The following is a 14,805-nucleotide window of genomic DNA, read 5'->3' as shown; positions in this document are numbered from 1 at the left end:
GAAAACGGGCGCTGGCTCGGCTTTTCCGTGTTGTTGCGCACCCTCGGTGGTAACATCGCGCGCCGGGGGGGTCATGAAAGCCGGAGACTGCATCGGGGGAGAATATCGCCTCGTCCGTCCACTCGGCGAGGGCGCGATGGGGTCGGTGTGGGAGGCCCAGAGCGAGCGGACGGCCCGAAGCGTCGCCATCAAGCTGATCCTGCGGCCGAGCGCGGACCTCCGCCTTCGCCTCAGCCGCGAGGCGCGCGCGCTCAAGAGTTTGTCCCATCCGAATATTGTCGACGTCTACGACGCCGGCGAGACGTCCGCGGGGGATCCATTCCTCGTGATGCAGCTCCTCTCGGGGGAGACGCTCGCCGATCTGCTCGAACGCGAGCGCAGGCTCCCCGGAGAGCAGGCCGCGCGAATCGGCCGCGACGTCGCGCTCGCCCTCTCGGCGGCGCACGAGGCGCGCATCATTCACCGCGATCTGAAGCCTGAGAACGTGTTCCTCCACCGGGAATCAGCCGCCGACGGATTCGTGGTGAAGGTCCTCGATTTCGGCGTGGCCAAGCAGCTCGACACGAAGGATTGCGTGCGAACCGTCACGGGCGTCATGGTCGGCACACCGGGGTACATGAGCCCGGAGCAGGTGCTTTGCGCCGCGGACCTCGATTTCCGGACCGATGTATGGTCGCTGGGCGTCGTCCTGTACGAAATGCTCACCGGCGTGCGCCCGTTCAAGGGAAACGTGGACGTCCTCTTCCAGCAGATCCTGGTCGCGGACATCCCCCCGGTCTCGAGCCGCGTCCGACACGTCGACCCCCGGCTCGCCGACCTCGTCGACCATTGTTTGCAGCGCGAAAGGGACAAACGCCTTCAATCAGCGCAGGAGGTCGCCGTCCTGCTCGACGCGCTCTCGCGCGATCGCGAGGCGACCCAGGTCTCCGCGTCGTTGCCGACCATGGCGGCGCCGCTCGCGAAGACGCTGCCGCAGCCCGAGGGGCCGGAGACCGTGAAATTCACGCTGGCCATCGACGGCACGACGCCCGACGAGGCCGAAGCAAAGACGCAAGTCTGCGAGCAAAGGCCCGCCGTCGGAATCGCCCCGGACGGGGGCATGCGGCTGCCTGGCACGATGGTCCTCCCTGCCGGCAAAGGCGAAAAGGCCGAGGGAGACGAGGTGCGACCCCCGCCGCCCGCCGCGGGCGGGCCGAGAGCGCCATGGCGCGATACGTCGCTGAGCGCGATTCTCACGGCGACCACGCCGCAGCTCTGCGGCGCCGCGGAGGTCCGCACCACGCCGAGCGCCACGATGACCGTCGGGGCCATCACGATGTCGGCCGGGACCGAGCCGGCAGACGCCGAAATGCAGAAACAGCGGAGAAGACGTCAGGTGATGCGCAGAGGCGCCCTCCTCTGCGCGCTCCTCGCCGCGCCCGTGCTGATCTTCATCGTGGCGTCGCGGGCGACGGCGAACAGGCCCGAGAAGCCGGACGCGCCGGGCGGGGCGATATCGACCCCCGCGCCGCTCCCCTCGCCGCCGCCCGCGCCCACGGTCGCGCGGGCGACGCCGATGGCCACGCCGAGCGCCGGGCCGCCGCAATCGCCCTCCGCGGGCACGGGAGCCGCGGCGCCCACGAACAGCCCGGACAAACGGAGCGCGATGCCCGTTCGAGGCGGCAAACCGCTCGCCTCGCCCGTCGATCCGCCGCAGCCGAAGCCGGCGACGACAGCGAAAGCGAAATGGCGCGCCCCGAGCACGAAGCCGGCGCAGACCGGGAAGGCGTGCCCTCGATTCTTCCCGAATTGCAAGCGCTGAAGGTCTCGAGTTTTCCTCGCGGGCCCTCGATTCCTCGGCAATTCATGTTATCCTGCCGCATGGGTGGGAGAATCGAAAGGACCTCGCGAGCGCGGCGCCTCTTGCCGCTCGTCCTGGGACTCGTCGCGCAGGGCGCCTCGCTCCCCGCGGCGGCGGCCGATCCTCCGGCGCCTTCGGAGACCTCGTCCTCGGCTGCGGACATGGCCCGGGCCCATTACGTGCGTGGCAAGGACGCGGCGAAGGCGAAGCAATGGAGGGCCGCCCTCGACGAGCTGCGGGCCGCGTGGCGCATCATGCAGCATTTCCAGATCGCGGGCACGCTCGGGTGGGTCGAGCTCGAGCTCGGCCACCATCGCGACGCGGCCGAGCACCTCTCGTATTTCCTGCGACACGCCGAGGACGTGGCGGCGGACGAGCTCCAGGCCACCTCCGCGATGTTCTCCGAGGCGCGGTCCAAGGTCACGCAGCTCTCCGTGCACACGAACGTGGACGGCGTTCATTTGATCGTGGACGGCGAAAAGTTTCAATGGCCCGAGGCGAACGCAGGTGTGTTCGTCGAGCCGGGGCGGCGGACGATCGAGGCGCGCCTCGGCGAGCGGTCCTCGGGCCCGGTCGTGATCGAGGCCAGGCCGGGCGCGTCGCAGCTCCTGCGGCTGGATCTGGGCAGCGCTGATCAGCCGAGCGGCGTGCTCGCGCGCCGCGAGGACACAGGCGCGCCGCCGCCCGGGCCGCCGAGCTCGAATCGCAGGCCGATCCTCATTGCGGGAGGCGTGGCTGCGGGGGTCGGGATCCTGGGGGGCGTCGTCTTCGCGGCCCTCTCGGTGAATCGCGCCGCCACGGCGCGGACACTGGCGGAGCCGCTGTCCTCGGAGAGCGACGATTACTGTACGTATAACGCTGGCACGAGCCCCTGCCCCGAGCTCGTCCACCTGAAGAACGAGCAGAACCAGTTCGGCGAAATCGCGCTCTGGAGCCTCGTCGGAGGCGGCCTGGCGGCGGTCGGGACGCTCGCGTTCGGCCTCTCGGAGCCGAAGCGCGCGAAGACGGGGGCCATTCGCGCGCTGCCCGCGGTGTCGCCCGCGGGGGGCTCGCTCGTGGTCGTGGGGACGTTCTGATGGCATTGAAGATGGGTCGTCACGAGGATGGGGGAGGTTCGAGGCTCATGCGTCGTCATTCATTGGCTTCCCTCCTGGCGACGCTCGCGTGCGCCGCTGGGGCCGCCGCGTTCGGGGGCTGCGGCCTCGACGTGTTCGCCGATTGCAGCGTCACGAAGACCTGCGCCGGGGGCCAGGCGAGCACGAAGGTGGCATGCTCGCTCGACGGGGATCCGAGTCAGCCCTCGCCTTGCGGGATCTACGTGTCGGCCTCCGGCGACGATGAAAACCCGGGGACACCCGAGCGCCCGCTGCGGACGCTCGGCAAGGCCGTGGGAATGGCGCAGGCGGAGGGCGCGCGACCCATTTACGCTTGCGCCGAGACGTTCGTCGAGCCGCTCACCTTGCGCGGCGGCGAGGTGATTCACGGCGGGTACAACTGCACGACCGGCACGAAGTGGAGCGCGCAGGTCGGCGTCACGACGCTCTCCGCGAGCGCGAACGAGGTGCCCTTGCGGGTCCGCGCGGGGGGACCGACGGTCCTTACGAATGTCGAGGTCATCGCCGCGGACGCCGTCCTCCCGGGTTCGTCATCCATCGCGGTGATCGCCGAGGGCTCCGATCTGAAGCTCGTCCGGTGTCATCTGGAGGCCGGCAATGGCGCCGACGGAAAAACCCCGCCGAGCGAAGCCCAGGCGGCGACCGACGGGGCGCCCGGGAAAATGGGATATGCCGCGTGTACGTACTCCAATGTGCAGGAGGTCGTCACGATGTGTGGACCGGTCGAATCGATCGGCGGATCCGGGGGTTTTGGCACCTCGCCCTGGGGGAAGGCCGGTCGAAACAGCTCGCACGGGAAAGACGTGAGCGGCGGCCATGGCGGCGAGCCCGAGGAATTCACGCTCACCGAATGCACGGATGGCGGGCCCGGCGCGGACGGGAGCGTCGGCGCCCCGGGCGCTCACGGCGATCTGCTCGGGTCGATCTCGGCGAGCGGGTATGAAGGGGCCGCCGGCGCGAGCGGCGGCGAAGGCTCCGTGGGGTTGGCCGGCGGCGGCGGCGGCGCCGCATTGGGCGGGTCCGGGGGAGGCAAATGCCCCGTGGGCAGCCAGACGATCCACGGCGCCGGCGGCGGCAGCGGAGGCACGGGCGGCTGCGGCGGAAAAGGCGGCGTCGGGGGCGGCGCGGGCGGCGGGAGCTTCGGCCTCTTGAGCCTCGACGCCAGGCTCGCCTTCGAGGACGTCTCGATCGTCACGGCGAGGGGCGGAAAGGGCGGCGACGGCGCCTCGGGCCAGGCGGGAGGAAATGGCGGCGCCGGTGGACAGGGCGGCGCCCCGCCCCTGATCTCCCCCTTGAAGCCCGGCTGCAATGGCGGCAAGGGGGGCAACGGTGGCGACGGCGGGCACGGCGGCGGCGGTCGCGGCGGCCATTCGATCGGGATTGCATGGGTCGGCAATGCACCACCGGTGGCGCCGGGTGTCACGTTCGAGCTCGGGCTCGAGGGGCCCGGTGGACTGGGCGGCGATCCCCAGGCTCCGGCGCCCGCGGGGGTCCGCGCAGAGGCGCAGTCCTTCGATTGACGACCTTCGAGATGAAGCGTCGCCGTGCTCCCCGGAGCACGGCGATGCTCTTGCCAAAACCATTTTAGAATTTGTCAAAAAAAACCCACGAAAGCTCCACGGGCGGGAGCTCGCCGCCGGTTCGATCAGAACCGCGGAGGGCCTCCGACGACCGGCGGCGGCTTGCGGGGAGGCTTCGGCGACCGCGCCTTCGCTTGCTTGTTCGACGAGGCGCCCTCCTGCGCGGCGACGCTCGCGGCTGGATTGTCATTCGTGGTCGGCCCGGTAGAACTCGCCGAAGGCGTGCTCGGCAGAGGCCCGGCCTCCTTCGCGACGCTGGGAGGCGCGGCCTCCGGAGCGACCGGCCCGGGCGCGAAGCTCGGCTCGGGCGACCGAGGCGCCGGATCGGCGACCGGGCCCGCGCCGCGCGTCAGGTACAAGCCAAAACCTCCCATGGCGACGACCGCGACGAGCCCTGCGAGGGGCCAGCGTTTTGGCGTGGAATGGGCTGGCACGTCCGGCGAGGCCGAGGCCATGTCCACCGGCGCGGGCTCCTCCACGAGCGCCGTGGCGGGCCCACGATATTGATCCCGCCATCCGAGCCCGCGCTCCGGCCCTTCGTGCCCCCGCACGGGTGTCGCGCCGAAGAGCTCCCGCGCGAGCTCGTCCTCGTCCTGCGGCACGCATTCCAGCCGGACGATCGGCGTCCCCGCCGGCTGCGGCCCGACCTCGCTCGCGGGCAAGAATCGAATCGTGACGCCGTTCGACAGGTCGGACTCTCGCCCATTCGAGAGGGCCGTCCATTTGATGTTCGATCGATACAGGACGGCCGCGATCCTGGCCGCGCACGCCGCGATCGCCTCGAACGGCGTATCGCCGTCGTGCGTGATCACGATACGCCCCGGGAGCTTCACCTCCTCGGCCACGGCCCAGCGGAGCGAGCGTGCCCCGGGGCCCGCCGAGGGCAGCCCCTCGAAGCTCGCTTTGTACGCTTGCAGCAGGGGCAGCGCCGCGGCGGGATCCTCTCCGCGGCGGGCATAGGTGTGATACCAGCCATTGCCCTGCGCTGTCGCCGCCGTGCGCTCGAAGAGGCGCGCGCGGAAATCGAGGGCGGCCCGGAGCAAGAAGGCCTCATCGAGGTCCCGCTCGATGGCCACGATCGCGTGCGAGAATGGCGGATCCTGCCGGCCGGCGTGATCGCGGGCGCCGCGGATGCGGAGCCCGAAGATGAGCGCCACGCCGCCGCGCCCCGGCTCGTGCTGGGTATCGTCACGGGAGAGGTTCCCGATGGCGAACGCGCAATCACTCGTCGTCCGCGGCTCGATGTATTTGAGCAGCCTCGCCAGATGGCCGAAGTGCTGCCGGGAGAGCGATCCCTGCGGCACCTCCGGGTGATAGATGAAGTCGATCTGATGCCCTGGGACGTTCCCGTGCAGGAAATGGTACCAGGCCACGTCGGCGGGCGCCTCGTACGTCGGCGCCACGTAGCCTCCCCTTCGGCCCTCGCCGCGCGCGCTCATTCAGTTCACCCGCGAAAGCTTGGGAGGCTCGGAGGTGGTGTTCAAGGCGGGGAGCGGGACCGTCTTCTCCGCCTTCGGCGCCTCCGAGAAGTCCTTCACCATGCGCTGCAAGAGCTGCGAATCGTAGGCGTGCTTCGGGAGGATCCGCTCCACGAAATGCGAGAACAGGAGGTGGGTCGAGTGCCCGTAGTTCGCGGAGCCGACGAAGACGCGGATATCGAGCTGCATCGAGTACTTCAGGAGGTTCTCGATGAGCGGGGTGTAGAGCTTCTTCGCCTGCTCCTCCACCTCGAGGGGCGTGCCGGAGAGCAGGTCGCTCTTGTTGATGAAGAGCACTACGGTCTTGCACGACGCGACTGTCTTCGGGCCGAAGAAGAACTTGAGCGCCTGCGGCTGGAACTCCTGGATCTGCTCCTGGATACGCGCGGGCTCGACCTTCTTCGCGTCTTTACCGCCGAGGTCGACGACGATGAGGAGCCCGTGAATTTCGTCTCCGATGAGCTCCTGCTGCGCGTCGACGATGTGCTCGCCGCCCCAGTCCCCCACTTCGAAGACGTGCTCCATGACCACGTCCTTTTGCAGCACGTGGCTCACCGTCCGCTCGTAACGGTCGATCTTGGTCCCGGCGAGGACGCCCAGATCGATCAAGGGGTTCGCCCATTTGAGGGTGAGCGACGTCTTGCCCGTGGCCTTGACGCCGAGCGTGAGGATCTTGTACGTCTTGCGCGTGATCTTCGGCCGCTTCTCGAGCTCCGCCCGGAGCCAGAGGATCTCCTGCTCCTGGTGGTCGAGCCAGCCGACCTTTTTCTTGTCCTCTTCGACGGCGACGTGGAGCTTCGCCACGAGCGCCCGATTCTCGTTTTCCAGGGCCTCGGCGCGCTTCCGAGCGTCGCTCGCGGCCTCTGTCGTCCGCCGGTATCGCGCCCCCATGAACACGAGCCCGCAGAGGGCAAACGCGAGCAAGATGCACGAGGCAATGAGCATCGACATGACCCCCAGATCGCCGAGGACGGGACGGCGCGCGTGGCGCATGCCCGTACGGCTCGTCCGTCAGCGAGCCTCAGTGTAGCCCAGAATTGAATCGTGGAACACAGGGTTTCGACGATTCTCGGGGCTCTGCCAAGAGCGGAATGTGTCCTCCTTCGAAGGCGTTCTCGGGCGCCATGCGCGCGCCGTCCATCGCCCTCCTCGCCTCGTTTGCCCTGGTCGCTTGTGGCCAGGGCCAGAGTCATTCTCACGTTTCGGCGCCCCTCGATTCCGGAGCCATTGCCGGCGACAAACAGGCCGAGCCCCGCTGGGCGGACGATTGCGCCGCAGCGGCCGCCGCGCCCGAGCCCCACTTCGCGCCGATTCGCCTGGAGCTCGTGCCACGCCAGAGCGAGGACGAAGAAGGTACGTCCCCGATCCCCTGGGAGGTGCGCGTGGCCGGTGGAGAGCGGGACGTGTTTCCGGCCGTGAACCGCGACGGGACGATCATGGTCGCGTGGTTCGGGGACACGCAGAGCTTCACCGGGCATGATTACGATTCCTTGGGATTTTACTCGGTGGCCACGGGGAAGGCGCTCGGGTTCTACGTCCTCTCGTCGGACCCGGACGACACGAGCCCCGCCGCGCTGTCGCGATTGAAGCGCGATCTCGCGGCGGCCAACCGGATCCTCGACAAAAGCACGTGGAGGGGCGTCTCGTCGGGGCGCAAGCCCGAAGGGCCGTGCCCCGGGACTCCCTGGACGAAGCTCGATCTCGAGCGCGACGATCGTGAGGAATGGTCGTGGAAACGTGTCACGCGGTTCGATCGGGAGGGCCTCGATTTCGAGTACGTGCGCGAGGAGAAGGAGGATCGCTTCGAAGAAAAGGTCATCCTGCGAGCGCTGACGGCGGACGGGACGATCCGCGAGGTGACGCTCCCGATCGACCTCCCCCTCCCCGGAAAAACCACCTGGATGGCCGAGCAACAAGGCTCCTGCGGGTGGTCCGAAGGTTTTGACGGGTTCGGGTCCCGGGAGCTCGGCGTCTTTGTTGTATACGGCGACGAGAACTTCGGAGGGGATCGTTGCGGGGCCGAGCTCTCCGGGAAACGCACGACGGTGATCCGGCTCCCGCCGGTGCTCCGGGCCCCGCGTTGAGCCGTCCACGACGAGGGGCTTGCGTCTACGCGCTTCACGTGGCAGAGTCGCGCCGTGGCATTCATTCGGCTGCGCTGAGCTCGGCATCCTCGTCCTCCTTGCATCCCCGGCACGGCCGGGTCGGTGCATCGAGCGCGTGGGTGCTCTCCCGTGCCTGCTTCCCCACGTGGAAGACCGGGCGCGGTGACTCACGCCGGCAGCCTGGCAGCCCGAGACCATTTTGCCACGTACGGCAGTGAGACCACGCGCCGCGGTCTTCCCCTTCCGCACGCGCCTCGTCGGCGCGCGAAGAGGAGTTTTTCATGACCGAACGTAGTGATGTCTCGTCCACCCATTCTTCGTCCTTCGAGCCGCTCGAATCCGCAGCCGCGCTCGTCGCCGCCGCGCGCCGCGAGGGGCTCCGGCTCGTCACCGCCGCGGACGATTTCGATCGAAGTGGCCTCGATTTCCTCGTGGTGCACGCCCACGACGAGGAGGGCACGCCGTGGGTCGTCCGCACGCCGCGGCGCCCTTCCGTGGTGGAATCTGCGCGCGTCGAGGCGCGTGTGCTCCGCCTGGTGCGCGCGCACCTTCCCGTCGCCGTGCCCGATTGGCGCGTGTTCACCGACCAGGTGATCGCCTATCCGCGCCTCGGCAACGTCCCCGCCGTTTCGATGGATCCCACGGCCGGCGTCGTCTGGAATCGTATCGATCCGGCGGCGCCCAGGGCCACGTTCATCGATTCGTTCGCCGACGCGCTCGCGGCATTGCAGAAGGTGAGCGCGAGCGAGATCGCGGAGGCCGGTATCCCTCGAAAATCGATCGACGACAGCCGCGCCGAGATCGCCCGGGCCATGGAGGACACGCGTGCCCTCCTCGCGCCGCCCGACGTGGTCTGGGCCCGCTGGCAACGATGGCTCGCGAACGACGCGATCTGGCCACATCACCTCGCCCTGGTGCACGGCGATCTCCACCCCGGTCATCTGCTCCTCGACGAGGACGGCCGGGTGACGGGGATCCTCGACTGGACCGAGGCCCACCTCGGGGATCCCTCGATCGATCTCGCGCTCTTCGTCGGCGCATTCGGCGAGGCGGCGCTCGACGCGTGTATCACGCGATTCGAAGCGCGAGGAGGCACGACCTGGCCCGGCCTCGCGGATCACGCCGCCGAGCGCTGGGCCGCGTTCCCCGCGCTCGGGGCGAAGTGGGGCCTCTCGAACGGGAACGAAGGCGTCATCGCGTTCGCCCGGACGATGCTCGAGACGATTGCCCAGGAGAGCGGGTGACGGCCGTGCCCCGCTGATCTGGCCTCGTTCAATCGCCAGGGCGGGGAGCGCCTTGCTTCTCCCGCTCGATAGAGACACACGCGATTGCCCGCCGGTGCCGTGACGTACCCCTCCCGCCAGAGCCTGCGAATCCCACTGGATCCGGGCCACGCCGCGTGTATCGTTCGCCCATGGCCGCCCCTCGGCGAGGATTTCCCGTTCGCGTATTACTGGTCGATCAACTTGGCGATGATCATCTTCCTCACCCCGGTGGCGACGGCGCTGACGCGGAAGGTTCCGCCCTATCCGGTCATCGCGATTGGCGCGACGATCTCGGCGGTCTCGGTGTTCGCGCTGGCGTTCTCGACGACCGTGGCCGCGAGCGTCGTGTTCATCGTGCTGCTCTCGATCGGCGAGGCGCTCTGGTCGCCGCGGCTCTACGAGTACACGGCGACGATCGCGCCGCCCGGGCGCGAAGCGAATTACGCTCACCGTCTACTGTCCGCCGACGGGTCCGCGTGACTCGGGGCAGATGTGACTCATCATCGGGCTCATGACGGTCGCGGCGCCGATCTGCATGCTCGTCTTCCGCAAGCGCATCGAGCGCCGCCCCGAGGAGGCCGCGCCGGCGCCCGAGATCGCCTAACGCTTGCGGGGCGCCATCATCGCCTTGCGCACGCCGGCTCGCGGGGCGTCCTCGACGAGCGTCATATCCCGCCCGGCGCCCCGCACGCCGAGCGCCGCGAGGACCTCCGCGGTGTCGGGGAAATCGGCGCTGCCTGCGTAACGCGCGACGAGCGGCTTCATCACGGCCTGCCCCGTCCTTTCATCGACGAACTCCGCGAACCGCTCGGCGGACCAGGCCTCCTTGGATTGGGCGCAGCAACGCGCGAGCTCGCGGAGCGGCGCGTCGAGCCCGCCGTCCACGCCCCGCTTCCGGAGCTCCACGTCCGCGAGCAACGCAATCGCCGCGCCGGCCCAGTACACGCGCCAGTAGGCGTACGTCTCGTGCATGTCGAGGCTCTCCTGCCGGAGCGTGCGCCCCGTCCCGCGGCGATTCCCTCGCTGAAAGCCGTCCCGGAGATCGTCCCATGCGCTCTTTTCATCGAGCATCCTCGCGCGCCCCATCAAGATGTCCGTGTAATACGTGGCGAGCCCCTCGGAGAGCCATGCGTCCCGCGGATGAAACCGCGGCGCCGAGAGATGGAAGAGCTCGTGCACGGCCGTCCAATCCTTGTCGAGCGCCTCGGTCGAGACGCTCGACCCCACCATGAGCATCACCGTCGGTCCGCCTCCGCGCAGCGCCATGCCAAACCCGACGTCATCCCCAGGCTGCGGGAGGAGCAACACCATCACGCGCGGCACGGGAAAATCATCATGGAGCTGGGTCAACGCCGCAGCGCTCCGCTCCAGCCATCTCGTGACGAGCGGCGCTCGCTCGCCGAACCCATCGCCGAGCGAGACCACGTCGAGCGCGGCGCCTCCCACGGAGAGCGCCTCCCGCCCGAGCGCGCCGAAGGCCCCCGCGCCGCGCATCGTGAACGCCGTCTCCGGAATACGATGTCCGCGTGAATCCTCCGGCCAGGGCACCGCGACGCGCACGCCCGCCGGGAGCGTGAAGCTCGCCGTCACCCGCGTCCCCGCGGGCCGGGGCTCGGGCGCGAGCAGCCAGACGTCGGGCGACGCGAGCACGTGGCCGCCGCCGTGCGCGAGCCAAAAACCCTCCCGGGGCGGCCCGAGATCGACGTCGTAGCCGATACAAGCGCCGTCCGTGTCCGATGAAATGGGCACGGCGTCCTGCTCGATTTCCAGCGGCACCTCGCCCGCGGCCCGGACGACGCGTGGCCTCTGCACGCGCGAGGCGTCCTCGGGCCTCGTCACGCGGAGCCGCGCGAGCCGGAGATCACGGGGACAGACGGTGGCCGAAAGCGTGCGGAGCTCCGCATCCACGGCGATCGAGTAATGCACCGCCGGGGCCTCCCCCGTCACGACACTCGCGGGCGCCGCGGCCGAGCCCCCGCAGCCTCCGAAGAGGAACAGGCCGAGACAAACCGGCAGCCGGACCATGCCCTCCCGTCGCGCCATGGTCCATGTGTACACCGAGCGGCCCTGCTTTCAAAGGGGGCTCGGGGGCGCTTCGAGATCAGGAGCTCGACGGCCGCGCCCGCGCGACCGAGAGGATCACGACGCCGGAGATCACGATCAGCGCCGCGAGCCACGTCGTCGCCGACGCTTCTTCGCCGCCGAGCCAGATGCCGAGCACGATGGCGACGAGCGGGTTGACGTACGCATAACTCGTCGCAATGGCCGGACGCGTGTTCCGGATGAGGTAGCCGTACGCGGAGAACCCCACGATCGAGCCGAACACCGTCAGATACGCGAGGGCGGCGAGCGAGCGGTACGAGGGCTCGAGCGGGATCGCCTCGCCGAGGATCGGCGAAAGAGAGAGCATGACCGCGCCGCCCGCGACCATCTGCGCGGCGGAGGCCATGAGGCCTCTCGGCAGATCCATGGATCGGCTGAGGAGCGAGCCGAGCGCCCAGGCGAAGGGCGAGAGCATCATGAGGAGCATCCCGCCGCCGGAGCCGCCCATTGCGCCGCCGAGGTGCAGGAGCGCAGCGCCCGTGAACCCGACGAGCAGGCCCATCCATTCGCCCCGCGTCGGCGCGGCCGTGGCCCCTTCGCGGCCCGCGCGGCGCGCTCGGAACGCCGAGGCGCTCGCGAGCACCGCCATCCAGAGCGGCATCGTCGTCACCACGACCGCGGCCACGCCGGAGCTCACCCAGCCGCGTCGCTGGCCGATCGCGAGAAACCCATTGCCGCACGCGAGCATGAGCGCGCCGATGAGCGCGGCCCCGGCCCATTGCTTGCGCGAAGGCGAGGCCTCGCCGCGCAGCCTGAGCGCGGCGAACAGGATGCCGCCCGCGAGCAAGAACCGCGTCCCGCCCATGAAAAACGGCGGGAGCGTCTCCAGCGCGATGTGCATCCCGAGGTACGTCGAGCCCCAGATCAGGTAGAGGGAGAGGAGCGAGACGACCACGAGCCAGTGCTGCCGCAGGGCCGCGAGGAGCTGCCGCATTTTCCCTGAAAAGCCGTCCCTGGACACCGTGATGTGCGCCGTCGCGAGGGCCTCGACCACCACGAGCCCTTGATCGGCGCCACGGTAGCAGCCGCCCGCCGAGAGCACCACGTCGTCAGGATCCCCCTCGCGCGTCAGCCAGACGGATCCGCTCGTACAAGCGAGGGCGAACGGCCCCCGGAGCCGCTGCGCCCAGAGCGCCCCCTTGGCGAGATCGAGCTCGACACGACGCGGCGCGAACGGCGCCACGCCCGCGCGGAACCTCGGCACGGTCGTCGTCATGCCCGGACTGTGACGCCGGCGCGGCCAACGGCACAGATGCAGTTGACCTGCATGTGCGACCGGTACAGTTTGGCCCTGCGTTCACTGTGCTGGTCGTCGCCCGAGGCAACTGTACCGGTGCGCGCGGGCGCGGCGCGCGGTATCCTTCGCGGTCGTGCAGCAAGAAACCGTCGCCGCCGAGCAGGGGCTTCTTTACGAGCGCGTCGCCGCGCACATCGAGGAGCTGATCGAGCGGGGCACGCTCCGGCCCGGCGACAGGATCCCCTCGGTGCGTCGCCTCGCCCGCCAGCAGGGGGTCAGCATCGCGACGGTGCTGCAGGCGTACCTCGAGCTCGAGAATCGCGCGCTCATCGAGGCGCGGCCGCAGTCCGGGCATTACGTGCGGGCGCGCCGGGCGCCCCTCCCGCCCGAGCCCCGCGCGGCGCGCGCGTGCACGACCACGAGCCGGCCGAGCATCGGCAACCTCGTCGCGAAGCTCTACGGCGCCGCCCGGGATCCGAGCATCGTGCCGCTCGGCGCGGCTTCCCTCGACCCCGCGCTCCTGCCGACCGAACGAATCAATCGCTCCCTGAGCCTCATCGCGCGGGGCGCGGGCGGCGCGGGCGTGGCCTACGACCCGCCGCCGGGCCTCGTCGCTTTGCGCCGACAGGTCGCGCGCCGCTCGATCGAATGGGGCTGCGCGCTCTCCGTCGACGACATCGTGACCACCGTGGGCGCGTCCGAGGCGCTCCACCTTTGCTTGCGCGCGGCCACGCGGCCGGGCGACACGGTGGCCGTCGAATCCCCCGCGTATTACGGGCTCCTGCGGCTGCTCGCGGGCCTGCAGATGCGGGTCATCGAGATCCCCTCGCACCCGCGCACGGGCATGGACCTCGCCGCGCTCGCGGAGGCGATGGGGCGCCACCGCATCCGCGCGGTGATGGCGATCCCGAACTTCGCCAACCCCCTCGGCTCCTTGATGCCGGACGAGGCCAAGGAGGAGCTCGTGGAGATGCTCGGCCGCCGGGAGATCCCGCTCATCGAGGACGACATTTACGGCGACCTCCATTTCGGTGACGAGCGCCCGCGGCCGGCGAAGGCGTTCGACAAACGGGGGCTCGTGATGCTCTGCTCGTCCTTCTCGAAGACGGTGGCGCCGGGTTATCGCGTGGGCTGGGCCGCGCCCGGCGTCTTCCGCGAGGAGGTCGAGCAGCTCAAATTCGCCCAGAGCGTGGCCACGGCGACGCTCCCGCAGATGGCCGTGGCCGATTTCCTCGACAATGGCGGCTACGACCACCACCTGCGCGCGCTGCGGCGCAAGCTCGCGGCGCAGGTCGAGCGGGTGAGCGAGGCCGTGGCCGAACACTTCCCCCCGGGGACGCGCATTTCGAGGCCCGCAGGAGGGTTCATGTTGTGGGTCGAGCTCCCCCCGGGCACGAGCGCGCTCGACCTCTTCGACCGAGCGCTCGCGCGCGGGATCGCGATCGCGCCGGGGCCGATCTTCTCGGCGAAGCAGAGGTTCTCGGGCTACATCCGGCTCTCGTGCGGGCACCCGTGGTCGGAGCTCTTCGATCATGCGATTCGTACGCTCGGGAAGCTCTGCGCGGAGTGCGGGGTGTAAACCCATTGTCACCGCGCGGCCATGCGTGCGACCATGGCGACATGGTCCCGCGCTCCCTCCGCACCTGGTTCGTCATCCATTTCGCGGCCGACCTCCTCTTCGCCGTGCCACTCTTGTTGTTCCCGGGCTTCTTCCTCGCGCTCTTCGGGTGGACGACGGTCGACCCCGTCACGAGCCGCGTGGTGGGCGCGGCGCTCGTCGGGATCGGCGGCGAGTCTCTCCTCGGCCGCAATGCGGACCTCGCGAGCTTCCGGACCATGCTCCGGCTCAAGATCCTCTGGTCCGGCGCCGCGGTCCTCGGATTCGCCCTCTCCCTCGTGCAGGGCGCGCCCTGGGGCACGTGGATCTTCCTCGGGATCTTCATGAGCTTCTCGGGATTGTGGATGTACTGGTCGAGGCGGCTCTCGGCCATCGCGGCGCGCGGCGCATCCGCCTGACGATTCGCGGCACGGACAGCAGCGGGTCTCGTGACGAGCGACCCGCCAAGGGTATACGTCCTGAAC

General features: G+C 69.8%; 12 protein-coding genes. 8 read left to right on the top strand and 4 right to left on the bottom strand.

Annotation, left to right across the window (positions count from 1 at the left end; translation table 11 throughout):
• The first annotated feature begins 73 nt into the window (after positions 1-73).
• Genes GF068_RS14270 through GF068_RS14260 form a run of 3 tightly spaced genes read left to right on the top strand, consistent with a single transcriptional unit; the run spans position 74 to position 4,475 of the window.
• On the top strand, positions 74-1,801 hold the full coding sequence (locus GF068_RS14270) for a serine/threonine-protein kinase (RefSeq protein WP_153819957.1): 1,728 nt from the start codon (positions 74-76) through the stop codon (positions 1,799-1,801).
• 59 nt (positions 1,802-1,860) lie between these two features.
• Positions 1,861-2,916, top strand: coding sequence for a hypothetical protein (locus tag GF068_RS14265; RefSeq protein ID WP_153819956.1), 1,056 nt, complete (start codon positions 1,861-1,863; stop codon positions 2,914-2,916).
• 47 nt (positions 2,917-2,963) lie between these two features.
• Entirely contained in the window at positions 2,964-4,475 is a 1,512-nt protein-coding gene (locus GF068_RS14260; RefSeq protein WP_153819955.1) for a PGRS family protein, read from the top strand.
• 125 nt (positions 4,476-4,600) lie between these two features.
• On the opposite strand, the gene GF068_RS14255 is transcribed toward GF068_RS14260, so the two are convergent.
• Both GF068_RS14255 and GF068_RS14250 read right to left on the bottom strand, forming a co-directional pair.
• Complete coding sequence (locus tag GF068_RS14255) at positions 4,601-5,938, bottom strand: hypothetical protein (protein WP_153819954.1); 1,338 nt, start codon at positions 5,936-5,938, stop codon at positions 4,601-4,603.
• 36 nt (positions 5,939-5,974) lie between these two features.
• On the bottom strand, positions 5,975-6,964 hold the full coding sequence (locus tag GF068_RS14250; RefSeq protein ID WP_240806920.1) for a hypothetical protein: 990 nt from the start codon (positions 6,962-6,964) through the stop codon (positions 5,975-5,977).
• 173 nt (positions 6,965-7,137) lie between these two features.
• On the opposite strand from GF068_RS14250, the gene GF068_RS14245 reads away from it, so the two are divergent.
• From GF068_RS14245 to GF068_RS14235, 3 genes are all read left to right on the top strand, one after another.
• Positions 7,138-8,097, top strand: coding sequence for a hypothetical protein (locus GF068_RS14245; RefSeq protein ID WP_153819953.1), 960 nt, complete (start codon positions 7,138-7,140; stop codon positions 8,095-8,097).
• Between the two features lie 302 nt (positions 8,098-8,399).
• Complete coding sequence (locus tag GF068_RS14240; RefSeq protein ID WP_153819952.1) at positions 8,400-9,362, top strand: macrolide 2'-phosphotransferase; 963 nt, start codon at positions 8,400-8,402, stop codon at positions 9,360-9,362.
• Between the two features lie 228 nt (positions 9,363-9,590).
• Positions 9,591-9,863, top strand: coding sequence for an MFS transporter (locus GF068_RS14235; RefSeq protein WP_153819951.1), 273 nt, complete (start codon positions 9,591-9,593; stop codon positions 9,861-9,863).
• A 120-nt stretch (positions 9,864-9,983) separates the two neighbouring features.
• Here the strand turns inward: GF068_RS14235 and GF068_RS14230 are convergent, their stop codons facing one another.
• Both GF068_RS14230 and yedA read right to left on the bottom strand, forming a co-directional pair.
• A complete protein-coding gene (locus GF068_RS14230) occupies positions 9,984-11,426 on the bottom strand; it encodes a gluzincin family metallopeptidase (RefSeq protein ID WP_153819950.1) in 1,443 nt (480 codons plus the stop codon).
• Between the two features lie 58 nt (positions 11,427-11,484).
• Entirely contained in the window at positions 11,485-12,702 is a 1,218-nt protein-coding gene (gene yedA / locus GF068_RS14225) for a drug/metabolite exporter YedA (RefSeq protein ID WP_153819949.1), read from the bottom strand.
• Between the two features lie 154 nt (positions 12,703-12,856).
• On the opposite strand from yedA, the gene GF068_RS14220 reads away from it, so the two are divergent.
• Both GF068_RS14220 and GF068_RS14215 read left to right on the top strand, forming a co-directional pair.
• Complete coding sequence (locus GF068_RS14220; RefSeq protein WP_338046384.1) at positions 12,857-14,302, top strand: aminotransferase-like domain-containing protein; 1,446 nt, start codon at positions 12,857-12,859, stop codon at positions 14,300-14,302.
• Positions 14,303-14,343: 41 nt separating this feature from the next.
• Positions 14,344-14,739 carry a hypothetical protein gene (locus tag GF068_RS14215; RefSeq protein WP_153819947.1) on the top strand — a complete coding sequence of 132 codons (396 nt, stop codon included), beginning with the start codon at positions 14,344-14,346 and terminating at the stop codon, positions 14,737-14,739.
• Positions 14,740-14,805: the final 66 nt, after the last annotated feature.

Source organism: Polyangium spumosum (assembly GCF_009649845.1).
Classification (GTDB): Bacteria; Myxococcota_A; Polyangia; order Polyangiales; family Polyangiaceae; genus Polyangium; species Polyangium spumosum.
The sequence above is the reverse complement of the archived record's forward strand: the minus strand, read 5'-3'. Positions and strand labels throughout refer to the sequence as shown.